Origin of the sequence: Bradyrhizobium sp. 147 (genome assembly GCF_023073935.1) — a bacterium.
Taxonomy (GTDB): domain Bacteria; phylum Pseudomonadota; class Alphaproteobacteria; order Rhizobiales; family Xanthobacteraceae; genus Bradyrhizobium.
Window position 1 is genome coordinate 298,503 of the sequence record NZ_JADPKL010000042.1, and the last position, 23,819, is coordinate 322,321.

The 23,819-nt window shown below is 64.4% G+C and carries 20 protein-coding genes; 4 read left to right on the forward strand and 16 right to left on the reverse strand.

Annotated elements, in window-relative coordinates; genetic code table 11:
* The first annotated feature begins 281 nt into the window (after positions 1-281).
* On the forward strand, positions 282-2,378 hold the full coding sequence (locus tag IVA87_RS10720) for a GumC family protein (protein WP_247306003.1): 2,097 nt from the start codon (positions 282-284) through the stop codon (positions 2,376-2,378).
* 44 nt (positions 2,379-2,422) lie between these two features.
* Here the strand turns inward: IVA87_RS10720 and IVA87_RS10725 are convergent, their stop codons facing one another.
* Positions 2,423-3,769 (reverse strand): polysaccharide biosynthesis C-terminal domain-containing protein, encoded by a 1,347-nt coding sequence (locus IVA87_RS10725; RefSeq protein WP_247306000.1) that lies wholly within the window; start codon positions 3,767-3,769, stop codon positions 2,423-2,425.
* Between the two features lie 461 nt (positions 3,770-4,230).
* Here IVA87_RS10725 and IVA87_RS10730 point away from each other — a divergent pair, with 461 nt between their 5' ends.
* The gene (locus IVA87_RS10730) at positions 4,231-5,454 is read left to right on the forward strand and encodes an NAD(P)/FAD-dependent oxidoreductase (protein WP_247305998.1); all 1,224 of its coding nucleotides are present in this window, start codon (positions 4,231-4,233) and stop codon (positions 5,452-5,454) included.
* A gap of 29 nt (positions 5,455-5,483) precedes the next feature.
* Here the strand turns inward: IVA87_RS10730 and IVA87_RS10735 are convergent, their stop codons facing one another.
* The gene (locus IVA87_RS10735) at positions 5,484-6,620 is read right to left on the reverse strand and encodes a GNAT family N-acetyltransferase (RefSeq protein WP_247305995.1); all 1,137 of its coding nucleotides are present in this window, start codon (positions 6,618-6,620) and stop codon (positions 5,484-5,486) included.
* Positions 6,621-6,848: 228 nt separating this feature from the next.
* On the opposite strand from IVA87_RS10735, the gene IVA87_RS10740 reads away from it, so the two are divergent.
* Both IVA87_RS10740 and IVA87_RS10745 read left to right on the forward strand, forming a co-directional pair.
* Positions 6,849-8,129 (forward strand): O-antigen ligase family protein, encoded by a 1,281-nt coding sequence (locus IVA87_RS10740; RefSeq protein ID WP_247306276.1) that lies wholly within the window; start codon positions 6,849-6,851, stop codon positions 8,127-8,129.
* A complete protein-coding gene (locus tag IVA87_RS10745) occupies positions 8,126-9,151 on the forward strand; it encodes a cellulase family glycosylhydrolase (RefSeq protein ID WP_247305992.1) in 1,026 nt (341 codons plus the stop codon). Before IVA87_RS10740 ends, IVA87_RS10745 begins: the two co-directional genes overlap by 4 nt.
* A 24-nt stretch (positions 9,152-9,175) precedes the next feature.
* On the opposite strand, the gene IVA87_RS10750 is transcribed toward IVA87_RS10745, so the two are convergent.
* From IVA87_RS10750 to IVA87_RS10815, 14 genes are all read right to left on the reverse strand, one after another.
* The gene (locus tag IVA87_RS10750; RefSeq protein ID WP_247305990.1) at positions 9,176-9,802 is read right to left on the reverse strand and encodes an NAD(P)H-dependent oxidoreductase; all 627 of its coding nucleotides are present in this window, start codon (positions 9,800-9,802) and stop codon (positions 9,176-9,178) included.
* 6 nt (positions 9,803-9,808) lie between these two features.
* Positions 9,809-11,383, reverse strand: coding sequence for an isochorismatase family protein (locus tag IVA87_RS10755; protein WP_247305987.1), 1,575 nt, complete (start codon positions 11,381-11,383; stop codon positions 9,809-9,811).
* Positions 11,384-11,454: 71 nt separating this feature from the next.
* The gene (locus tag IVA87_RS10760) at positions 11,455-12,303 is read right to left on the reverse strand and encodes an MBL fold metallo-hydrolase (RefSeq protein WP_247278144.1); all 849 of its coding nucleotides are present in this window, start codon (positions 12,301-12,303) and stop codon (positions 11,455-11,457) included.
* A 31-nt stretch (positions 12,304-12,334) separates the two neighbouring features.
* Positions 12,335-13,219 (reverse strand): amidohydrolase family protein, encoded by an 885-nt coding sequence (locus tag IVA87_RS10765; protein WP_247333516.1) that lies wholly within the window; start codon positions 13,217-13,219, stop codon positions 12,335-12,337.
* Positions 13,216-14,337 (reverse strand): VWA domain-containing protein, encoded by a 1,122-nt coding sequence (locus IVA87_RS10770; RefSeq protein WP_247305981.1) that lies wholly within the window; start codon positions 14,335-14,337, stop codon positions 13,216-13,218. Before IVA87_RS10770 ends, IVA87_RS10765 begins: the two co-directional genes overlap by 4 nt.
* Positions 14,334-15,215, reverse strand: coding sequence for a MoxR family ATPase (locus IVA87_RS10775; protein ID WP_247305978.1), 882 nt, complete (start codon positions 15,213-15,215; stop codon positions 14,334-14,336). Before IVA87_RS10775 ends, IVA87_RS10770 begins: the two co-directional genes overlap by 4 nt.
* Positions 15,216-15,225: 10 nt before the next feature.
* The gene (locus tag IVA87_RS10780) at positions 15,226-16,248 is read right to left on the reverse strand and encodes a molybdopterin cofactor-binding domain-containing protein (RefSeq protein ID WP_247305975.1); all 1,023 of its coding nucleotides are present in this window, start codon (positions 16,246-16,248) and stop codon (positions 15,226-15,228) included.
* Entirely contained in the window at positions 16,249-17,841 is a 1,593-nt protein-coding gene (locus tag IVA87_RS10785; protein ID WP_247333517.1) for a molybdopterin cofactor-binding domain-containing protein, read from the reverse strand.
* Positions 17,842-17,850: 9 nt separating this feature from the next.
* The gene (locus tag IVA87_RS10790) at positions 17,851-18,327 is read right to left on the reverse strand and encodes a (2Fe-2S)-binding protein (RefSeq protein ID WP_157331004.1); all 477 of its coding nucleotides are present in this window, start codon (positions 18,325-18,327) and stop codon (positions 17,851-17,853) included.
* 12 nt (positions 18,328-18,339) lie between these two features.
* Entirely contained in the window at positions 18,340-19,158 is an 819-nt protein-coding gene (locus IVA87_RS10795; RefSeq protein ID WP_247305968.1) for an FAD binding domain-containing protein, read from the reverse strand.
* A gap of 2 nt (positions 19,159-19,160) precedes the next feature.
* Positions 19,161-19,604, reverse strand: coding sequence for an SRPBCC family protein (locus tag IVA87_RS10800; RefSeq protein WP_247305965.1), 444 nt, complete (start codon positions 19,602-19,604; stop codon positions 19,161-19,163).
* Positions 19,605-19,606: 2 nt separating this feature from the next.
* Complete coding sequence (locus tag IVA87_RS10805) at positions 19,607-20,044, reverse strand: SRPBCC family protein (protein WP_247305963.1); 438 nt, start codon at positions 20,042-20,044, stop codon at positions 19,607-19,609.
* A gap of 10 nt (positions 20,045-20,054) precedes the next feature.
* The gene (locus IVA87_RS10810) at positions 20,055-22,958 is read right to left on the reverse strand and encodes a flotillin family protein (protein WP_247305961.1); all 2,904 of its coding nucleotides are present in this window, start codon (positions 22,956-22,958) and stop codon (positions 20,055-20,057) included.
* Between the two features lie 25 nt (positions 22,959-22,983).
* A complete protein-coding gene (locus IVA87_RS10815) occupies positions 22,984-23,817 on the reverse strand; it encodes a phosphoenolpyruvate hydrolase family protein (protein ID WP_247333519.1) in 834 nt (277 codons plus the stop codon).
* Positions 23,818-23,819 lie beyond the last annotated feature (2 nt).

Here is a 23,819-nt window from a genome sequence, read left to right on the forward strand (position 1 = left end):
TCCCGACCCGCTGAAGAAACGAAATTTTCACCCTTCTTGATCCCGTACCTACCATGCGAGCATCGCGCGGACACCGGCTAGCAACAAACGGAGTTAATGCGCAGCCTGCCGGAACGGCATCGTTTGCCAGAGAATTCCGGTGGTTTGCAAATGAAGGGAGCGACCGCGTTAACCAATTGGTCATGGTCGCGCGAGGGGCGGGTAACGGCGGATTAACCATAGATATTTACGGTGGAGCAGGCCACTGAACAGTGTTCGCCAGTTGAATCCGAGTAGAGTCCATGACGTTCGGTCGCCGCGCAGACCCGACAAGTTCCGGATCGACCGGCGTTGCCGCGTCTTGGAGCCAAAATTCGTCGGGCGTCGAGGGGGCCGCCGGAGCCGCTGCACGCTTTGGCGGCATGTTCACTGCCGCCGGTGCGCTCGCCTTCCTCCGCGAAAACGCTCGGCGGATATTGGCGCTCGGTGTTGCGATCTTCGCGCTTGGCGCCGTCGTTCTCCTGATGATTCCGGTCCGGTTCGCAGCGACCGCACTGGTCGTCGTCGATCCCCGCGAGCAACGCGTGACCACGGAGCAGGACGTTCTGCCGGGCATAGGGCAGGATAGCGCCGCGCTGCAAAGCCTGGTCGAAGTGGCGAAATCCGACGGCTTTCTCGAGCCGCTGATCGAGCAGCTCAAGATCCGCGATGACGAAGACATTTCCGGCGGCTACACGGCCCCCGCGCGCCTGCTCGAGCGTTTCCGCAACCGTCTCGACATTTCCCGTCGCGGGCTGACCTATGTCATCGCCATCCGCTTCACCTCGAACCGGCCGGAGCGGGCTGCCTATTATGCCAACGCCATTGCCGAGGCGTTCGTCGCCAGACAGAGCCGCATCCGTACCGAGGCGACCGACGAGGCTGCCGACTGGCTCGGTGGCCGGCTCAAGACGTTGAGCGACCGGCTGAAGGCGTCGGAGGACGCCGTCGCCACATTCAAGCTCGAGCACAGGATCGTGAACGCCGGCAAGGACGCGACGACCCAGCAATTGCGGGTGACCGAGCTGTCGCAGCAGGTCGCCGCTGCGCGCGCGCGGACCGAGGAGGCCAAAGCCCGCTACGAGCAGGCGCAGCGTGACGTGAAGGCGAATGTCGAGGGCCCCGTCAAGCAGGACCTCCTGAGCGCGTTGCGCGCCCAGCGGTCGGCCCTCAATGATCAGATTGCGCAGAAGCGGGCGGTGCTCGGCGATCGCCATCCCGATCTCGTGATGTCGTACAGCCAGCTAAACGATTTGAACAGACAAATCGAGGTCGAGCGGACGAAAGGCATCGATACCGCGAAGTCGGAATATGAGGCTCAGCGCGATCAGCAAAAGGCTCTGGAAAGCCAGATGAAGGCGGCTGAATCGCAGCTCCTGGTCGACGGTCAGGCTCTGGTCCGGCTCCAGGAGCTACAGCGCGACGCCGAGGCCAACAGAAACATCTACGAGCAGTTCCTCTCGCGATCCAAGACGACGAATGAACAGCGCCTGTTGCAGAGTTCTCAGACCAAGGTCGCCTCGCCCGCCATTCCGCCGCTTCGCTCGACCCTTCCGCCGCTGTCTTTGCTGCTCGCCGCGCTGGCGATCGGATCGCTGCTGACATCGACGGCGGTCGTTGCCGCAACGGGACGCAGATCGAACAAGCCCGTTCCGGACGTTCGCGCGCCCGAACCGGCTCCGCGCCAGCCCGGCGCGTGGTCGCGTCCGCCGGTGTGGGCCCGCGTTCCCGAACTCTTGCCCAGCGATGTCCCGAGAAACATCTGGCAAGGTCCGGTGTCCGCGACGCGTGAGCTCGATCTCGGTCCTCATCTGCGTCCGCTCATTGACAGGCTGGAGCAATTGCCTGGAAGCCGGGGCAGGGTTGCGCTCGTGATGTCGGTGGGGAAGCGGGCCGGCGGCAACACCGTCGCGCGCTCGCTCAATCGGTGGGCGCTGAACAGGGGAAAGCTGAGCGTCCTGATCCGGGTCGAGCCGGATCTCGGTGGTGCCGGGGCCACCCTCGCCAAGGCGCCGGTGGATGGCGCAACCACGGCTGACTTTCGCAGCATCGAGGCGCTTCTGAACGTCGGCAACGGACCTGAATCGTCGCCCGCGGACGATATTCGTTCGGAGTTCGATCTGATCGTGATCCATGCCACCTCTCTGGCCTTGCAGCCGGAGGCGGCGGCGCTGGCCGCTCACGCTGATCTCGTCATTCTGGTCGTCCGCGAAGACGCAATCGATTCAGCCGCAATGCGCAGGGCGACGGCCGCGCTCTCACGCTTTGGCGGCGTGCCGACCGGGATCGTCGTCAATCGTGTGCCAGCAGACCCGTCGTCGGCTCAACGCCGGGGTGCAGCGCTCGGCCTGGCTGGTTGATCGTCGTCCGGCGTGTGCGCTGCCTGTCGCGATCGAACCGAAGCCTAATCGGCCGCGTCAGCGCTGCGGACTGCGTACGTGCCGCGCTTCGATGCGCCGAGGCGCAAGAGCACGAGAATTGAAGGGTCGACCCCCGTTCGCCGGCGACAGAGGACGTTGAGCGCGATGGTCGTTAGCGCCAACGACACCGTGGCCGAGATCGCCGCGCCAAGCACGCCAAGCCAGGGAATCAGCACGAGAAATCCGACCACCCGCAACGCCACGTTCGCCGCAACGACGGGGACATAGATGCGCTCATGGCCGGTGAGCTGCAAGATCGCCGCGGATGGACCGCCCGCTGCCTGAAACGCCGTTCCGATCGCGAGCACGATAAGGACCCAGTGCTGCGCGGCGAAGTGAGGCCCGAACAGGTTGAGAAGATGGGGGCCGCCGATCCAGATCAGGAAGAGCCCGCTGACCACACAAAGCGCGGTCACCTCCGCCATCAGCTGCAACGTCCGCTCGAATTCCTGATGGTTCTTGCTGAAGTACAGCGAGGGAAGCCGGCGCGCGCCGAAACTGTATAGCGCCGCCGACAGCATGGCGAAGATATTGGCAAGGCGCGAGGCGGCGAAATAGATGCCGGCTGTCGTCGGATCCAGCATCCAGTACACCAGAATGACGTCGAAATACTGATTGGCGGCTTCCAGGACGGATGCGATCCAGAAATGAAGCGCGCTCGATCTCCAGCGAGACGGCTCGGACCGTGCCGCCGTACCGCGAAGATCCGGCAGAGCTCGCGCAATCGAAACGATCTGCGCGACCAGGCCAACCGACATCGCGATCGTCATCACGGCGAACAATTCGGTGGGGTCGAGCCGCCGATGGTCGAACATGATTGCGAGCAGAAACAAGACGACACCGACCCGCCAGAAGAACTCTCTGTTTCCCTCGCCCATGAGGATGCTGACCAGCGAGCGCGCAACCTGGCTGCCGAGCATCACCCCCGCATTAACGGCGGTGTAGGCGGACACGGCGAGGATCAGCAGCCACCAGTCGCCCTTCAAGCTCGCCGCAATCGACATTGCGGCGATCACAACCAGCATTGCGACGGAGGAAATCTTCAGGCTCGACAGCAGCACTCCCTTGGTGAGATCGGGTCGATTTCCGACCTGATACTCGTTCAGAAAGCGCACCAGGAGCGATTCTTGGCCGACCAGGCCCACGACCGATGCGACCTGGGCAACCGAAAGCCAGGTTGCAAAGATACCGAAGCCGTCGGGCGACATCGTTCGTGCCGCGAGCGAGAACACCGCAAACGCAAGCGCGCCGCTTCCAACCTTGAGGAGGATGGTCCCGACGACACCGCGCGTCACGTCGCGCCGCATGAGTTGGATGATGGATTCGATCATGGACGTTAAGGGGCAACTCTCCCCTGAAGAGATACGTGCCGATACCGGCGCCAGCCTAGCATGCCGAAAAACCGCGAGTGTTAATGAGCGGCTTCCAGGAGCTCGCCATACACGACGTCGCGGCCAAGTCCGTTGCTTCACTGTGGTACATCGCCGTCTCCATTGTCTCCAGATCGTGCAAAGCCCGGCTCGACCGGGTGGCGGCAAAGGGCCAGATCGACCGCCCAAGACAGCACGATCAGCCGTTCGAATGCGGAATGGCTCGCCGGAATGGCCGCGGATCTATCAATGCGGGAACTCCGCAGAGCCTCCTGAGCAAGGTCCGTGCCGGGACATCGCAGGTCCAGATCTTCCTCCCGTCATTAACCTCGATCGCCGGAAATGATCGCGTTTGGCCCTGCGATGCGACATCAGGCGAGAAAGTTGCAGATGGAGCCATGTTAACCGTGAGAGCCCGGACCATGACGACCGATAGAACCGTGACTGAGCCGATCGCCGCTGCGGCAAGCGCGTCGATCGCGACGGACATCGCGATCGTCGGCGGCGGCCTTGCGGGGTCGCTGGCGGCAGCCGTTCTTGCGCGGGCAGGGCATCGCGTTGCCCTGGTCGACAAGCGTGCGGTCTATCCGAACGAATTCCGGGTCGAAAAGATCGGCGGGGGACAGCTGGAGGCGTTCCGCAGGCTGGGCTTCATCCGTGGTCTTGAAAGCGCCGCCTGTCCATACGACCGCGTGCTCAATATCCGGGAAGGTAAGGTGGTCGATGTCAGCGTCGGCCAGGCTTACGGGCTTGCCTATGCCGATCTCGTTGCGATGGCGCGCAGCCAGTTACCTGATCCATCCAGCCTGATCGTCGACGAGGTCATTGCGATCAGCTGTAGCGACGACCTCCAGCATCTCGAGCTCGCTTCGGGACAGCGCGTCACTGCGCGCCTCATCGTTCTGGCCACGGGCATGGCAGGAGTTCTCGGCCACAAGCTCGGCATCAGGCGGCGCGTGCTGGCTGCGGGCCACTCGGTCTCGTTCGGCTTCACGATCGCCCGACGCGATGGCGCGCCGTTCGATTTCAAGGCGCTGACCTGTTACGGCGAGCGCACAGGGGACGGCGTCGACTACCTCAGCCTGTTTCCCGTACGCGCAGGTATGAGGGCGAATCTTTTCATGTTCCGCGACCCGGCCGATCCGATCATGCGCGATCTACGTCGCGAAACGGAAGCGACCGTTCTGCGCCTGCTGCCGGGATTGCAGATCTATCTCGGCGACTTCCGCGTGATTGACCGGATACAGAACTGGGTGATGGACCTCTCGGTCGTCGAGGGCCACCTGCAGCCCGGTGTCGTGCTCATTGGTGATGCGTTCCAGACCAACTGTCCCGCCGCCGGAACTGGCGTCGCGCGCCTGCTGGTGGACGTCGAGCGTCTTTGTACCGAACATGCGCCGCGGTGGCTGATGACTCCCGGCATGAGCAGGGAGAAGGTCTCGGAATTCTACTCCGATCGCGACAAGGTCGCGGCAGACCAGCAGTCACTGAAGATGGCACGATTCCGCCAAGCCTTGACCTCGCGCGACGATATCGGCTGGGATGTGCGGCGGCGGCTGCACTTCCTGCGCCGCAGTATCACCCATCGGGTCGATCAAATGCGGCCAGGCTGGCTCGCGCATGTCCGCAGCGCGCTCCGCGCCTGAGCGCCCCGGCCGTTGGCGTCCCGCGCTCGTCAGCGTGTCGGGGTCGAGGTGCGGGTCGGCAGAAGCCTGAACTCCGAGATCCGCTTGGCGGCCAGTTTGAGCCAGGGAGCCTGCTTCAGCGCAAACAACGCGACCGCGCCTGCGGTGCTGCCGGCCTGTGTGACCGCCCACATTGGCGATGGCTGCCCGCCGAACAGTTTCTTGTACGGCTCGTCACCTATGGTGAAGTCGAGCATCTGGTCCCCGCGCTCGATGCAATCCCTGGCCACCTGCTCGAACATCAGCGCGCCCAGCGACTGGCTCTTGTAGCCCGCAATGTCGAAGGCGCTCATGATGACGTGGAAGGTGTCGCGGTGGCACAATCCGAGCACGGCGGCGATCACCTCGCCGTCCATCTTCATGGCATAGAGACGCACAAAGGAGCCGAGGCCGCGGAGGGCCACCTCGGAATAGAAGTCGAAATATTCGGGGCGCTGGAGCAGATCTCCGTCGCCTTGCGACTGGAACCGCGGTCCGCGAAATTTCTTCATGACCTCCAGCGCGTCGAGCGTGGAGGCGCTGTCGTTGCAGCACGAGAAGCTCAAGGCGCCCTTCTTCTGGAGCTGACGATATTTCTTCGCGAGCTCCTTCTGATAGGAGCGATCCATCGCGCTGGCCCGCCATTGCTCGAACGGCGCGATGAGAACGGTCGCGTAGGCATTGGTGTCCATCGAGACGCGGCGGGGTGCAGCCAGGAGGTTCTCGATCGGAAGCCGTCCGTCGGGAAGCTTGGTCATGCGGAGCAGGTCGAAAGGGCGGAGGAGGCTCCGAAGCTCCGCGCATGCGCTCTCGTCCGCGAGCAGTTGAGAAAATGCTCCCGGGCTGCAAACCGGCGCCAGATAGTCGGAGACGCGGAGGTCGGCGAATTCGACGGTCCGTATCGGACCACGCCGGATCCGCAGCAGAGGCAGCACCATCGCAAGGGCGCGCGTCGTGCGATGGCGGACCACGACGATGAAAGGGGTTGCCCCCGCATGAGACGCCAGCCTGGCATAGAGGCTGTGTAGCCACAGCGGATGCTGGAACGCGGTGGCGGCGGAGTTGTCAAACAGCTCTGCGTATTCCGGACACAGAAAGTCGAACGCCTGCTCGATGGCGATATCGAACGTGCTGCTGGATCTGTTCATGCGCAACCAAGAAAACCAGACAATTCGTGAAAATTCGATCGAGCTCGATCCGCGCTTTATAGCAGGGTCGTTACGGGCGAGACACCAGCGGGGTACGATTTGCATTAATGCGCCGCGCCGGGTCTCCTAGCGTTACCAAATCCCTAAATTTCGGCGTCCTGTGCGCTGGGAGTGGCGGAGCTCGACCGTGGTAGCAAATTATTAACCGTGCCTAGGGAAGGTCGGTTCATGGCCAGCCTGCAGACCGAGGTGGATTCCGGGACACTCGAGAGCGCGTTCTGGGAGACGCGCAGCGTTGGCGTTGAGAAGATTGCCCGAGCCGCAATCAGCTGTTCGATTACCATCAACGTGGTGGCATCGATGGGCATCTTCAACGCTGCGCTCCTGCCGCCGGAGCTGACCTTTGTGCAGCAGACCGTGGCGCTTCTGATGTGGGGCGTCCTCATCTACGCAAGTGCATTCGTGCGCCCGCGCCTGCGCCTGCAGCTCAATCCCGATCTGATCGCGCTGCTCGCGTTCTACACGTTCGCGGTCGTCTCAGTGTTCTGGTCGAGCCTGAGCGCGGCGGCGTTCATGAAAAGCGTGGCGCTTGCCATGACGACCTTCGGCGCGTTCTGTCTCGTCACACGCATCGAGATCGACGAGATTGTGAGGGCCACGGCGCTTGGGTTGTTCATATTGGTCGCCGCATCGGCTTTCTGTGCGCTTGCTGTCCCCGATATCGGGATAGACCAAACCTGGATGCATAGCGGTCAATGGCAGGGCGTCTATGAATCGAAGCAGACGCTCGGATTCGTCGGCGCGTATCTGATGTTTTTTGCCTGTTATCGTAAGATGAAGGGGCAGGGATGGCCGACGTTCCTCGTCGTGTTCCTGCTGGCCTCGACCTGCGTCGTCGCGTCGGAATCGCGTGGTGCCGGCGCGGTTGCCCTGGCGGCCTGTGCGTTGCTCGTGACCTCGATGTGGTCGGTCGGATGCATGAGGGTCTATGCGGTGCTGCCGTTCGTCATGTGTCTCCTGGCCGGAATTCTGTTTCTTTATTTTTACCTGACAGGCTATGACGCCATCCATCTCGGCGATGCCTCGATCGATTTCACTGAACGAACCTTCATCTGGCACTACGCCATCAGCCATTTCGACGATGCGCCGCTGCTCGGTTTCGGGATCAACGGTTTTTGGACGGTGCCGTCGATCTACGATTATTTCGAACAAAACCACGGCTGGGTACTCGACAATTATCACAGCGGCTACATCGCGATCCTGATGGAAACTGGATTTCTGGGATACGTGCTTTTCGCAGCGAGTGTCCTTCTGTTCTCGAGCAAGATTCTCCATCTGATCTCGACCAGATCGATCGATCGTTCGCACTGTGCTCTCATCATCGGATTTGTCGTCCTGAGCTTCCAGACAAATTTCACGGAGACGACATTCCTTCGTTCGACGATGTTCACGTCGGTGTTGCTGGTGGCGTTCTTGTTCGCGACCTGCAGGCCTGTGGACGCAAGATGACCGTCATGCGCGCGAGGTGGCCGGGGAGCGTCATGCTGGCAGCGACGGTGATATTCGTCGCATCGCTCTTCTCCGACGTTCGCGGAGCCGAGCGGGCCAATTCCCGCGACGTGCCGAAACTCGGCCGGGGCATCAATATTCTCGGCTACGATGGAATCTGGGAGGGCGGTCAGAACGCGCCCTTCCGTTTGGAGAATTTGACGGCAATCAAGAAGGCCGGATTTTCGCACGTCAGGATCAACTTCTTCGGCTTCAAGTTCATGGGTCCGGAGAATGTCCTGGATGAGATTGTTCTGAGACGGCTCGACACCGTCATCGAGGAAGTCCTTGCAAGGGGCCTCATTCCTGTCCTCGACGAACACGATACCCAGGTTTGTCAAAGCGACATTGCCGGATGCACTGAGAAGCTGAAGTCGTTCTGGAGGCAGATATCCGAGCGCTATGCGGGGCGGTATCCCTCGCTCGTGTTCGAGGTCCTGAATGAACCTGGCGGGCTCATGACGTCCGCCAGATGGAATTCACTGCTCAACGAGTGTCTCGCGATTATCCGCCGCACCAACCCTGAGCGGCCGGTCATTGCCGCCGTTCTCAACAGGGATGATATTCCTGTCGACGAGCTGGCTCTGCCGCCTGAGGACAGGAAGCTCATTGTCACGTTTCACTACTACGCGCCCATACGGTTCACGCACCAAGGTGCACCATGGTCTGAAACTTTCTCGAAGATTGGTCCCCTGGCTTGGGGTACTCGGGATGACGAAGCAAAAGCCGCAGCCGATTTCAGGAAAATGAGTCTGTGGGCGGAGCGTGAGAGGCGCCCCCTTTATCTCGGGGAGTTCGGGGTGTACGAGCGTGCGCCGTCCGGCAGTCGCTTGCGATACCTCTCCTTCGTGGCGAGAAGCGCCGACAGGCTTGGCTGGTCATGGGCCTATTGGCAGTTCGACCATGATTTCGCGGCCTTCGACAGCGCGCGTCAGGCCTGGAAGCCGGGCATCCTGCGCGCCTTGATCTCGCCGCCGCATTGAAGCGGCGACGTGTTCGCAAGGGCATCAGAAATTCGCAGCCAGGGCTCCGAGGCGCTTGAACGCCCGTTCACGGGCGGCCTCAATCGGTTGCGGTGGCCCCGTGGTCGGCCCGATCGGCACGAAACGGACATCGTTGATGCCAATGAAGCGCAGGATTTCCCGCACGTAGGGCGTCGCCATGTCGATGCGGCCGCGGTTCATGCCGGTGGAGAAATCGCTGCCGCTGGCGAGGATCACGAGCGTTGGCCGGTCCCTCAGCAGCGGAACGTATCCCTGGGACGGATCGAATCGAAAGGTAAGCCCGGGCTGGACGATGATGTCGATGAACTGCTTCAGCTTGTAGGGGATGCCGAAGTTCCACATCGGCGTCGAGATCAGCACGCGATCGGCGAGTGAAAAGCGCAGCGCGATGCGCTCGGCCTCGGTAAAGCTGTCGCGTTGAGGATCGCTGAAGCGCTGGCCGTTCATGCGGGCGTATTTGGCTTCGAGGATGGGACCAGCGAACTCAGGCATCCGCTCGCGCCAGAGATCCATGACGTCGATGTCCCAATCGGGATGGGCCTGACGAAAGCCGTCAATGAAGACCAGCGCGGCGGCACTCGATTCCGAGTCGGGGCGCGGCGAGCAGGACAGGTGCAGCAGCTTCGGCACTGCGCGTTACCCCAGCGCCCTGATGACCGCGTCCGCCTTAGTCACCACCGCGACGTTTTGCATAGCGAAGTTGATCGAGGCGTTGTGCCAATCGGCATTCATGGTCGAGCAGCAATCCTCGGGCACGATCATGAAATAGCCCTTGTCGGCACCGGTGCGCGCGGTGTGTTCGACCGACATGTTGGTCCAGGCGCCGGTGTTGATGATCATGTCGCGGCCGGTGGCTTTCAGGATCGTCTCCAGCCGCGTGCCTTCCCACGCGCTCATGCGCATTTTCTCGACGACGAAGTCGCCGGGTCGCGGCTCGAGGCCGGACACGGGCGCCGCACCCCAGCTTCCGCGCACCATCGCCTTGCTGTCGACGAGGCCTTCGAACAGCGGCGCATTGAGCGTGACGCCGGGCGCGCCGGGTTCGACGATGAACCAGACGTGGATGATGGCGACGCCGCGGGCGCGCGCGGTCTCGGCAAGGCGGCGGACGTTGTCCACCACGTGCTGCTGCCGCGCATGACCGGGGGCGCCCGACTCGGCGAAGGCGCCGCCGTCCATGATGACATCGTTCTGAAGGTCCTGGATGATCATCGCGCATCGCTGCGGATCGAGCCGCATCTCGCCCTCGGCGAGGACGGGCGAGGTTGGCGCGGAGCTTGGCGCTGTGCCGCCGCCGGCTCGCCGGCCGCTCATATAGGGTTCATGCCGCGGGCCGACCTTGGTCGGGATCGCGTACACCGAATGCGTCGCGGTCAGATACAGCATGCGGAAGTCCGGACCGCCCCAGGCGAGGTTGGCGACGAGCTCTGGCACCCGAACCTTGCCGAGCAGCTCACCGCGCGGCGAATAGACCCAGACGCCGCCGGGCGCGGTGACCCAGACATTGCCCTGCTGATCACACTTCATGCCGTCGGGCAGACCTGGCTCGAGTTCGGAGCGAATGCCGCTCGCGAACACGCGCGCGTTCGACAGTGAACCGTCAGTATCGACGTCAAAGACGCGGATCAGCGCCTGCACGGTGTCGTTGATATAGAGCAGCTTTTCGTCGGGCGAGAAGCAGAGCCCGTTCGGCTGGTCGAACAGGTTGCGGTCGACGACGAGCTTCGGTTCGCCGCCGGGTACGAGGCGATAGACGCCCTGAAAGCCGAGCTGGCGTGGCCGCTCGACGCCATAGACCGGCATCCGACCATACCAGGGATCAGAGAAATAAATCGCGCCGGAAGAGTGTACGCAGACATCGTTCGGGCTGTTGAGCTCCTGGCCCTGGAAGTGTGAAGCCAGCACCTCTCGCCGCCCGTCCGGGCGCTCGCGGACCAGCGATGACGTCGCGTGCTCGCAGACGATGAGGTTGAGCTCGGCATCATAGGTCATGCCGTTGCATTTGTTCGAGGGACGCTTGACCTCCACGACGCCGCGCCGCGCATCCCAGCGCCGCCGCACGTCGCCCGGCATATCCGAGAACAACAGGTAGTGATCGACCGGATGCCAGATCGGTCCTTCCGTGAACTCGAAGCCGGTGCCGACTTGCGCGATCGGCGCGTACGGGTCGATCAGGGTCTCGAATTCGGAACGCAAGGTAACGTGGGTCATCGGTCGATCCTCAGGACCATGGTCCGGAAAGTGCTGCGCGGACCCCGGCAAGATCATGCGCAGAAAGGGTCTCAGGCCGGGAACCAGTTGCGCTCGGGCAAGGACTGCACGATCGGGCCTGGGACCTGGTCGTGCAGCCGCCCGACGACATTGCCGCCTTCGATCTTGGCGGGGCGATCGTGCACGGGAAGGAGATAGCGCGAATTGCTGAGCAGCTTTTTGATCGCCGCCTTTTCCGCGCGCTTGCTGGTGCCGTGGTTGCCGGTGGTGCGCGGCTCCCAATCGTGGATCTCGTTGAAGGGCGTGACGATCTGGTCGTTGAAGTCGTAGATCACGTCGCCGCAGATGGTGGCAATGCCGTCGGCGGTGTGAACGATGATGTTCATCGATCCCTCGGTATGGGCGTTGGCGGCATCGCAATAGACGCCGGGCATCAACTCGATCGGGCCGGTGACCTCGAGATCCAGAAAGCGCAGCGCGCTCTTGGTGTGCAAGCGGTCGATCAGGTGCTTGATGTCGGGCGCTGGATATTGGGGATGCATCAGGCCGGAAACGGAATATTCGAGCTCCCTGCGGTTGAGGACGACTGTCGTGTTCATCGGAAACAGATCGTCCTTGCCGGCATGGTCGATGTGCAGATGGGTGTGGCAGACGAAGCGGACGTCGCCCATGCGCACACCATGGCGCGCAAGCTGGTTCTCGATCATGTTCTCGTGGTATTGCAGCCCGCGCATGCCCAGCGTCTCCATGATCTGGTTGGAGCGATAGCCGGTATCGACCACGACCGGATATTTGCCGCCGAGGATCAGGAAGCCCAGGGTGAGGACGCGGCGCGTGCGGCCGCAGTCGCGGCCGAGCACCAGGAAGCTCGATTCCAGCTCGATATCGCCGTAGTCCAGGATCTTGATCTCCAGCGCCATTCGCGTCCCTCCCTGTCCTGCTTCTTGTCTGTCAAAGCCGATAGACGCGCGTAGCGGTTGCCCGAAAGATCGCGTCCTGTTGTTCGGTGCTCAGCGGTGCGGCTGCCGCGCAAAACGCGTCGACGAGCTCGCGATAGCTGGTCCACAATTTCTCGATCGGGAAATTGGAGCCGAACAGGCAGCGCTCGGCACCGAAAATCGCAACGGTGTCGGCGAGAACGGCAGCGATGTGCGCGGGATCGTTGCGATGGATGAAGGTGCCGAGCCCGGAGAGCTTTGAGACTACGTTCGGGCAGGCCGCAAGCCGCGCCATGCCGGCGCGCCAGGCGGCGCGGCCTGCCGCCGAGAGGTCCTCCAGCATGCCGGCATGCTGGAGGACGAAAGTCACCTTTGGACAAGCGTCGGCCAGCTCCGCTGCCTCCGGCATCTGCGGCGTGAACACCTGCAGGTCGAAGCTCCAGCCATAGTCGGCGAGATGCGCGACGTTGCGGTGGATTATGGGATCGGCGCAGAGATCGGGGCGGGCTGCAAAGCGGTAGAGCGGGTTCTCGTGCCAATGCAGTTGCATGCGCACGCCGCGCACGAGCGGATAGCGCTTGAGACGGTCGAGCTGGGGACGAACATCCTCGACGGCGAAATTGGCGTAGGCGACGATCGCGTGCGGCCAGCCGTGTTCGTCGGCGGTCTGTTGCACCCAGGCGGCCTCGTCCTCGAAGCGGTCGTTGGCCCAGTTGGTCTGCACATAGACCGAGCGGGTGACGCCGGTGCCCTCGAGGTCGTCGAGATATTCCTGGATCGGATAATCGCGTCGTATCGGCTCGTAGGGGCCGAAGATGCGCGGCTGCATCGGACCGATCAGCCAGGGCAGGTCGGCTTGCCGCCAGATGTGATGATGGCCGTCGACAATATCGGTCACGCCGCTCTCCTTCGTCCCAACGCCAGAATGTGCGCGACGATCGACGCGCTCGATCCGCCGTCCACGAGATCGTCGACGAAGCGCTCGATGGCAATGAGCGCTTCGGTCTGCGGGCGGAAGGCCGGGCTTGTGGCGAGCGGCGTCAGCCAGCTCAAGCGCCAGGACCGCCGCGATAACTTGGCGACAGCGTCGCGAAGTGCGTCGCCTTCACCGCGCTCGAGTCCATCGGAGACGATCACAACAGCGGCCCCACGCGCGTAGCCGCCGAACCGTGGCACGGCGAGGAAGGCTTGCAGCGCATCGCCAATGCGGGTGCCACCATCCCAGTCGCTGACGAGATGAGCGGCTGCGTTCAATGCCTGCTCGCGACGCTTCAGTCGTAAGGGGCGGGTGACCCGCGTCAGCCGCGTACCGAAGGTGAAGACCTCGACATTGGGCGCCGCCTGAACCAGCGCATGGGCGAGCTTCATGTTCTCATCGGTGCGAGTCTTCATGGAGCCGGACACGTCGATCAGCAGCAATATCTTCCGTGGCCGCTGCCGCCGCTTGAGGTGACCGAGCCGCAAGATCTCGCCGTCGCTGCGGACCGTGTCGCGCAAGGTGCGGCGGAGGTCGGCAAACGGTCCGCGGCGGGCGCGCATGCGCCGGTGGCCACGCCGTCGCGGCAGACGTCGCGGCGCCTCGCGCGCCAGGCGGCGTAGCGCGTCCGCGGTCGAACTCACCCCAAAGCGGCGCTCCACCAGCGCCTCGCTTCGGGTCGCGGCGAGGCCGGACTCGCTCGCCTCGTCGGAGAGCAGGGGCTCCTCGTCGCCGCGGCCCTCTTCCTGGAGGCGGACCGTCTCGTCGTCCTTGCCCTCGTCATCGCGCGCAATCGTTTCGCTGCCGCGGAAGTGGAGATCGAACAGCCGGTCGAAGGTGGCCCGGCGATCGGGCGGCGGAGCTAGCGTCGCCAGTGCAGCTTGTCTGATATCCTCGACGCTATCAGGGCCGAGCAACTCGATGGCCGCCAGGAACGTCGTGGTCTGCTCCGGCGCCACGGCAAAGCCATTCGCGCGCAGCAGCGCGACGAAGGCGACCAACACGCGCGCGGCGCGCGGGAGCTGCGGCTCGGTGCTCATGCGGTCGCCTCCGCGAGCATGGCGTCGAGCCGCGGCGAAATGAAATGCAGGTCTTCTTCGTCCTTCAGCGCCACGCCGATCGAGCGCTTGAACGCATCGGGCCAGCGCGCGCCGCCCTTGTGAAGGAGCGTCGCGGCCTCGGCCCAGTCGACGGCCTCAGCAATGCCCGGCGCCTTGCTGAGCGGCTCGCGCCGCAGCCGTTCGACGGCTGCGACGACCGCGCGTGCCGTGGCCTCAGCGACGCTCGAGGCGCGCATCATGATGATGCGGGCTTCGCGCTCGGCGGTGGGATAGTCAATCCAGTGATAGACGCAGCGGCGGCGCAGCGCTTCGTGCAGGTCGCGTGTCCGGTTCGACGTCAGCACGACCACGGGTCGCTCCGCCGCGCGTACCGTGCCGCGCTCGGGGATCGAGATCTGGAAGTCGGAGAGGAATTCGAGCAGGAAGGCCTCGAACTCCTGATCGGCGCGATCGATTTCGTCAATCAGCAGAACGGTGGAATCGGGTGCGCGCAGCGCGGCCAGCATCGGCCGCTCGATCAGGAACGTCTCGCCATAGATGTCGATGCTCTCGTCGCCGGCCTGGCGGATCGCGAGCATCTGGCGCGGGTAGTTCCACTCATAGAGTGCGGCCGACGCGTCGATGCCCTCATAGCATTGCAGGCGGATGAGCCGGCGGCCGAGCACGGCAGCGATCGCCTTTGCAGCCTCCGTCTTGCCGACGCCGGGCGCTCCTTCCAGCAGCAGCGGCTTGCCGAGCGCGAGCCCGAGATAGGCGGCGGTGGCCAGTCCCTCGTCGGCGAGGTAATAGGCTGCGCGCAGCGCCTTCTCCAACGCCTGTGGGCTGTCGATTCCGACGATGTTGCTACGAACCGCCACCGCCAATCCTCTAGCGTCGCGCCTGCGGCCGTGCGCCGCCCTGGGCCTTGATCGCGCGCAGCACTTTCTCGGGCGTGATCGGGAGATCGTCGATGCGCACGCCGACCGCATTGAATATCGCATTCGCCACGGCGGGCAGCACCGGGTTGGCGCACATCTCGCCGGGACCCTTGGCGCCGAAGGGCCCATCGGGAGCAGGGCGTTCCAGCACCGCGATATCGTGCGGGCAGATATCGCCGGGGCCTGGCATCAGATATTCGACGAAGTCGCGCGGGCCGTGAGCGGGGTCGGGATAGTAAGGCTCAGGCGTCTCGTAGAGCGCGTGGCTGACGCCCATCCAGGCGCCGCCTACGAGCTGCTGCTCGACCAGCCGCGGGTTGAGCGCGCGGCCGAGCTCATAGGCGGAGTCCATCCGGACCATCGCGACCTCACCGGTCTCGTCGTCGACCTCGACCTCGGCGACGAGGCAGGCATGGGCATAGCAGGTTGCCGGCGACATCTCTCCGGTTTCGGGGTCGACATCGGACAGCGGTACCAGGAATATTCCCCGGCCGGAGATGGTCTTGCCCTGCTTGAATTGCGCGGCGACCGCGACATCCTTGGTCGAGATCGAGCGATGCGGCGCGCCTTTGACATGGATGTTGCCGCGCCCGTCCGTCTCGAGGTCGGCGGCGTTGACCTCCAGCTCCTCGGCCGCAGCCTCCATCATCACGCCGCGGGCTTCGCGGGCTGCGGCCATCACGGCGTTACCGACGCGGTGTGTGCCGCGCGAGGCGAACGAACCCATGCAATGCGGGCCGGTGTCGGAATCCGCGGTGTCGACGTAGACGTCCTCGACCGGCACGCCCAGCGTCTCAGCGCAGATCTGCCGCGTCACCGATTTCATCCCCTGGCCGAGATCGATCGACGACAGCGCCACTGTGAACTTGCCGCTGGGATTGGAGTGAACCAGCGCCTGGCTGGGATCGCCGCCGAGGTTCATGCCGATGGGATAGTTGATCGACGCCATGCCGCGTCCGCGATGCCTGGTCATCTAGCGCCTCCTGGTCCCGAACACGGAAGAGAAGCGGGTGGCGCCGTGCGATGGTGCCGCCGGGCGGGGCGGAGGAGGCGGCGGGGTCGGCGGTGGCGGTTCGCGCGGCGGCTCTCTTGTCGCGGTCCCGGGTGCGCGGTCATAGGTCGTGCGCTGCTGGGCGGGCGCGGCCGGCCGCGCGCGTACATCCGTCGGCGTCGGCGGAATCGCGGCGCGGCTGCCGCCACCATCCTTGCGTGAGGAGGCGCGCCTGAACTCGTCGCGGATCGGCCATTTGGCCTTTTCGGCGGCGACCTGAACGCATTCGATCAGCGCCGTGTTCTTGGCCTCGCGCCGATGCGCCTTCATGTCGCCGTCGCGATAGGCGTTCAGAATCCGGAACTCCATTGGGTCCATGCCGACGAGGTTTGCGAGCTTGTCCATCTGGCACTCGATGGCAAAGTCCATCGCGGTGACGCCGAAGCCGCGCATGGCAGTCGCCGGCGTGCGATTGGTGAAGACGCAGTAGACGTCGCCATAAACGTTAGGGATGGTATAGGGGCCCGGCAGATGCGCGGCGCATTTCACCGCGGCGTAGCTGGAGAGCCGCGTATAGGCGCCGCTGTCGAAATAGGCACGGATCTTTCGGGCGACGATGCGGCCGTCGCGCATCACGCCGTCCTTGATGTAGATGCGCTCGGCGCCGCGCGGCGGGCCGTACTGCATCTCCTCCTCGCGACCGAAGACGTAGCGCACGGGCCGCCCGGTCAGCATGGCGGCGAGGATCGCGAGCGGCTCGGTCAGGGTATCCACCTTGCCGCCAAAGCCGCCGCCGACCGTGCCACCGATGAAGTGGAAGGTGTTGGAAGGCACATCCAAAATCTTGGCGCAGGTATCGACCGAGAAGAACAGCGCCTGCGTCGAGGTGTAGACGACGTAGCGGCCGTTGGTGTCGGGCGCGGCAATCGCGCCATTGGTCTCGGTCGGCGCGTGCTCGATCGGCGACATCTGGTAGCGCTGTTCAAGCACATGGTCGGCGTTCGCGAGTGCCGCATCGGCATCGCCGAACCGTAGGCGCTGGTGATCGTAGACGTCGTGATAGATAAAGGCGTTCTTCGGATAGGTCTCGTTGACCACGGGCGCGCCCGGCTTGAGCGCATCCTCGACGTCGAACACGGTCGGCAGCGGCTCATAGTCGATCCGCACCTTTGCGATGGCCTCGAACGCCTCACGCTCGCTGTCGGCGACGATGGCGAGGATCGGCTCGCCCTTGTAGCGGACCTTGTCGACGGCCAGTGATGGCTCGTCGTCCTTGCCGAAATTGATCAGGCTCAGCAGCGTGTTGAGATTGACCGGCACGTCAGTGCCGCGAATGATCCGGCGCACGCCGGCTGAGCGTTCTGCGTCCGTGGTATCGATGCGGCGCAGCCTCGCATGGGCCTCAGTCGAGCGAACGACCTTGAGGTGCAGCATGCCCTGGAGCTTATGATCGTTGAAATAGCTCGACGTGCCCGTGATGTGGCCGAGCATGTCCTGGCGCTGCGTGCCCTTGCCGATCTCCTTGAGATTGTCGTTGCGCTCGTCGGCGAAGATGTCCTTGCGTAGTTCCAGCATGGTCTGACCTCAGGCGCTGGCCCGGCCACCGGCGGCGGCGAGGATGGCATTGATGATCGGCTCGTAGCCGGTGCAGCGGCAGATATTGCCGGAGATCGCCTCGATCACGTCGGCCCGGCTTGGGGACGGATTGCGATCGAGCAGCGCCTTCGCGGCCATCAGCATGCCCGGCGTGCAATAGCCGCATTGGGCGGCAAAATTGTCGGCAAAGGCGCGCTGGAGCGGGTGCAAGTTCGGACCCTGCTTGAGGCCGTCGAGCGTTTCGACGGAGCGGCCGGCGACGGTCTCGGCGAGCGTCAGACAGGAGAGGTGGAGTTCTCCGTCGATCAGCACGCTGCAGGTGCCGCAGCCGCCCTGGCCGCAGCCGAACTTAGGCGTCATGTCACCGATCAGCTCGCGCAAGGCGACCAGCAGGTTGGTGCCGCCATCGACGAAGATGGCGACGTCGCGGCCGTTGTGACGAAATTGCAGAGGCGTCTTGGACATGTTGGTCCTTGTCTATTCCTGACCGGACAGCAAACGGCGGAGATGGACGCCGACGATCTCGCGGCGATACCAGGCGCTGCCGAGCGCGTTGTCCGCGGGCGATGTGCCCTCGATTGCGGCAGAGGCGGCTGCATTGATGTTCGCGGTATCGAGCGTGCGTCCTTCGAGGGCACGTTCCGCGGCCTTGGCGCGGATCTGGGTCGGTGCCATCGAGCCGAGCGCAATGCGAGCACCGGCGATGCGCCCGCCGCTGACCGGCAGATGGGCGGCCAGCGTGATGACCGAGCCGCCCTTCGGCTTGATGCGGGCAATCTTGCGATAGCGAAAGGCCTCGGCGCTGGCCGGCCGCGTGCAGGAGACCGACAGGACTAACGCGCCGGATTGCCGCTCGCGCGATTGCAGGAATTCCTCGATCGCGATGTCGCGGGCGCCGAAGCTGCCTTGCAGCGCGACCGTGGCGTCGAGCGCCAGCAGCGCCACGGTGAAATCGCCGTAAGGATTGGGCGCGAACAGATTGCCGCCCACGGTGCCCATGTTGCGCACGGCAGGACCACCAATCGAACGGGCGGGCGCGTGCAGGAAAGCGAGGTCGCGCTCGCCGAGAATTCTCGCGAAAGTGACGCCGGCACCGAGCGTGATGCGTGGGCCGGACGCATCGATCCGGGTCAGCGCCTGGTCACTGGCGCGAACGATCGTCGATATCGAGACGTCGCCCTCGTTCAATGCCCGCATCACCAGCGTGCCGCCGCCGAGATAGCGCGCGCTGCGGTCCGAGGATATTGCCCCGGCCGCTTCGCTGGCGCTGGCAAAGGTCTTTACGGTCACAGCCATGGTTAGGCGGCCTCCTTCAGATGGCGGCGGATCGCCTCGAATCCCGCCTGGTAGATGTCTTCCGCGACCATGTGGGTGATGCGGTCCCTATCCTCGGGCTTGGTGGTGAAGCGCGATTCCCAATGCCAGAAGGTGCGGTCGCCATCGGTCACCGGCAGCAGGCGGACATGGGCGACGTAATTGAACATCGGGATCGGGGTATCGAGCAGGCAATAGCTGAAGGTCTGCTCGAGGTCGGACAGCGCCAGCAACTGCTCGCGCAGCTCGGAGCCATCCTTGAGCTTGAAGCGCCTGATACAGCCGATCTTGTCGGAGGCCTGAGCGCGTTCGATCGAGGAGGTCGCAACCGCCGGATGCCAGCGGTCGTGGCCGTTGAAATCCCGCAGCACGTCCCACACCGCATCCGTCGGTGCGCTCAGGATCGTGCTCTTGACGATATGCGGCACGGCTAACCTCCGAACACGCGCTTCAGGGCGTCGAAGCCGCCCTGGAACACGCCGCCGCCGATGGTGCTGACGAGCTCGGTCTCGCGCTCCGGCGCGCAGTCGAATTCGGCGGTCCATTCCACAAAGGTCTGGTCGCCGTCGGTGACGGGCGTCAGCCGCAAGGTCGCGACGTAGTTCTCGACGCCCATCGGAGATTCCAGGATCGAGTAGGTGCAGAACATGTCGTAGTCGGACAGGCCCAGGAGTTTCTCGCGGATGCGGTCGCCGTTGCGCAGGCGGAAATCCCTGACGCAGCCGATCTTGTCGGCGGGTTCGCCGCCCTCGATCCGGCTTTCGGCGATGGCCGGATGCCAGTTCGGCAGGCCGTTGAAATCGCGCACCCGCGCCCAGACGCGGTCGTTGCGGGCGTTGACGATGGTGGAGACATAGACGCGAGCCATGGATTAGACCTCAGCTCTTCTTTCTCGGCCCGCGCTCGGCCGGCGGCTCGCCGCCTTCGGCCGCAGGCGGGGAGGCCGCCGGCTTGTCGCCGCCACCACTCTTGCGCGCGGAATCCCTGATGCCCTGCATGTCGCGCGCCTCGCGGATCAGGCCCGGCATTTTTGCGAGACTGCCGCCCTCGACGCCGATGTCCGACAGGAGCGAGTCAATCAGCGGCGCCTGCACGCGGTAGCGCAAGGCAGAGTCGATCACCTCGTCGGTGGCGCTGCGGCCGCCATTGCCATTTCCGTGGCCATTGCCGTTGAGGCCATCGACCTGGAGGATGCGGATGCCCTCGATCTTCTCCATCGGCTTGACGCTCTCACGTACGATGCCCTCGATGCGGTCGAGCAGCTTTCTGCGGAAGAGGGAGTAGCGCGCCTGGTCGGTGAGAACGTTCTCGGCCTCGTTGAGCAATCGCTGCGCTTCTGCTTCCACGGCCGCGCGTACGCGCTCGGCCTCGGCGGCGATCCGTGTCTCCTCGGCCTGCTTCTCGGCGATGAGAATTTCTACGCCCTTGCGACGTTTGGCAATCTCGTTCTCGCGTGCGGTGATGACGCGCTCGGTGGCTTCCGTGGCGCGCATCCGCGCTTCCTCGGCTGATGCCTTGGCCGCGGATTCCTCCAGCGACTTCGTGTGAATTGCGATCGCCTTTTCCATCAGCACGGTCTCGACCTCCTTCTCGCGATTGATTTCGAGCTTGCGCAGCTCGCGTTCGCGGCCGATCCGGGCTTCATCGAGGCCGCGGTCGGAGGAGATGCGGGCGCGCTCGACTTCTTCGCGCGCGGCAATCTCGGCTTCCTGCAAGGATTGCACCCGAGCGACCTCGAGCTGCTCGATGGCGCGACGCCGCTCGATCCGGGCGGCTTCCAGCGCCTGCTCGCGCGAGACGTCGGTGGTCTCGACCTCCTTGCGTGCGGCGATCTCTGCCTGCCGGACCTGGCGATCGGCGTCGATCCGCTCGGACTTCTTTGTGGACAGCGCGATGACGCGGTCCTCGTCGGCGATCTCGATCGCCTTCTTCTGCTCGATGTTGAGCACCTCGCGCTTCTTGGAGGAATTGATCCGTTCGGCCTCGAGCGCCAGATCCACCGTGATACGCTGGCGCTCGATCGCGTCACGCCGCTTCAGCTCGGCCGCCTCCAAGACGCCGGTCCGTTCGATCTCCAGTGCGCGGGTTTCGCGCTCGGCCTGGATGCGCTCGGCCGCAACCGCCTTCTCCTGGGCGATGCGGGCCGCCTCGATCGCCTCGCGCGAGGCGATATCGGCTTCCTCGACGGCGCGGTTGCGGGCGATCTCAAGCGAGCGCACGCGCTCCTCCTGCGCGATGCGCGTGGCCTCCGTCGTTTCGCGCGCTGCAATGCCGGCGACGTCGAGCGCCTGGTTGCGCTCGATCTCGAGTTGCCGTGTGTTCTGTTCGGCGGCGATGCGCTCTGCCGCGAGCGTCCGCTCGCGGGCGATGCGGGCCGCCTCGACGGCGCGTTGAGCCTCGATCTCGGCCTCCTGGATGGTTCGCACCTGCTGGATCTCCAGCGCGCGGGTGCGCTCGTCCGAGGAGATGCGCTCGACATTGACCGTCATGGTCTGGGCGATGCGGGCCTTTTCGGTGGCTTGGCGCGCGGCAATCTCTGCCTCTTCCACGGCACGCGTGCGCTCGATCTCGCGGCGCCTCGTTTCCTCGTCGTTGGCGATGCGGGCGTCGGTCACGACGCGATCCTGCTGGATCCGCGCCTTCTCGACCGCCTCGCGCGCGGCGATTTCGGCTTCCTCGACCGTGCGCATCCGCTCGATCTCGCGCTGGCGCACCTCGCGCTCCGAGGCGATGCGGGTGGTGTCGATCGAGCGCTGGTTGGCGATCCGGGTCTTCTCGATCTCCTCGCGCGCCAGCAGTTCCTTCTCCTCGATGGTACGCGTCCGCTCGATCTCCTTCTGCCGGGTCTCGCGCTCGGAGGCGATGCGGGCCTCCGCGATCGCCTGATCATTGGCGATGCGCGCGCGCTCGATGGCCTCCCGCGCAGAAATCTGCGCCTGTTCGGCCTCGGTCTCGCGGAGCGCGCGTTCGCGGGCAACCTCAGTGCGCTGAAGGGCGCGGCGCATCTCGATGTCGCGCTCCTGCTCGAGGCGCGCGGTCTCGCTCTCGCGCTCGATCTCGAGCGCCTGCCGCTCGGCTTCCAGATTGCGCGAGCGGATCTTGATCATCGAGTCCTGCTCGATATCGTTGCGCAGCTTTCGCTTGGCCTCGATATCCTCCATCAGGCGGGTCAGGCCTTCGGCGTCGAACCGGTTCGACGGGTTGAAGAACTCCAGGTCGGTCTGATCGAGATCGGTGATCGCGACCGATTCCAGCTCGAGGCCATTCTGGGCGAGGGCTTCGGATGCATTGGTCTTGAGGCGTGCGACATAGTCGCCGCGCCGCTCGTGCATCTCCTCCATGGTCATTTCGGAGGCGACCGAGCGGATCGCGGATATGAATTTGCCGGCCAGCAGCGCATGCAGCTGCTCGGGCTCCATGGTGCGGCGGCCGAGCGTCGCGGCCGCGATCGAGACCGCTTCGCGGGTCGGCTGGACCCGGACATAGAAGTCGGCCTCGATGTCGACGCGCATGCGGTCGCGGGTGATCACGGCGTCCTGCTTGGAGCGGACGATGCCCATCGGCAGCACGTTCATGTTGACCGGCGTGTAGTCGTGGATGAACGGCAGCACGAAGGCGCCGCCGTCGATGACCACGCGTTCGCCGAGAAAGCCGGTCCGGACGAACGAGGTCTCCTTCGAGGAGCGGTGGTAGAGCCAGTTGACAATGTAGACGCCGACCACGATCACGACGATCGCGACGATCAGCCAGAGGATCAATTCACCGACGAGAATCCCCGACATCTTTCCCTCCCTCGTACCTTCGGCGTTACCGCGCGCCGATCGCCTTGAATTGACGCACCTGCTCCGTCAGCGCCCGCTCCACAGGCAGTCGCTCCATCGAGGACGCCCCGTAGAAGCCGTGGCAATGGCGGGTGTTCTTCATGATGAAATCGGCATCGGCGGGATCAGCGATCGGGCCGCCATGAGCCAGCACCAGAATGTCCGGATTGACGCTGAGCGCAGCGGACGCCCAGATGTCGATCTGCGCGGGACAATCCTCGAGCTTCAGTGCGGTCTGCGCGCCGATGGTGCCGCCGGTCGTCAGGCCCATGTGACAGACGATGATGTCGGCACCCGCGATCGCCATTGCGGCGGCCTCCTTCTCGCTGAACACGTAGGGCGTGGTCAGCATGTTCTTGTCGTGCGCCTTGGCGATCATGTCGATCTCCAGCGCATAGGACATGCCGGTCTCTTCGAGATTGGCGCGGAAGACGCCGTCGATCAGGCCGACGGTCGGAAAGTTCTGCACGCCGGCAAACCCGAGCGCCTTCAATTGGTCGAGAAACACGTCCATGTCGCGGAATGGATCGGTGCCGTTGACGCCCGCCAGCACCGGCGTCCTGGTGACGACGGGCAGCACTTCGTTCGCCATTTCGACGACGATGGCGTTGGCATCGCCGTAAGCCATCAGACCCGCGAGCGAGCCGCGGCCGGCCATCCGATAGCGGCCCGAATTGTAGATGACGATGAGATCAACGCCGCCGGCTTCCTCGCACTTGGCTGATAGACCGGTGCCGGCGCCGCCGCCGACGATCGGCTCACCGCGCCTTGCCATGTCGCGAAAGGTCTTCAGGAGCGCTGCGCGTTCAAACCTCGCCATCG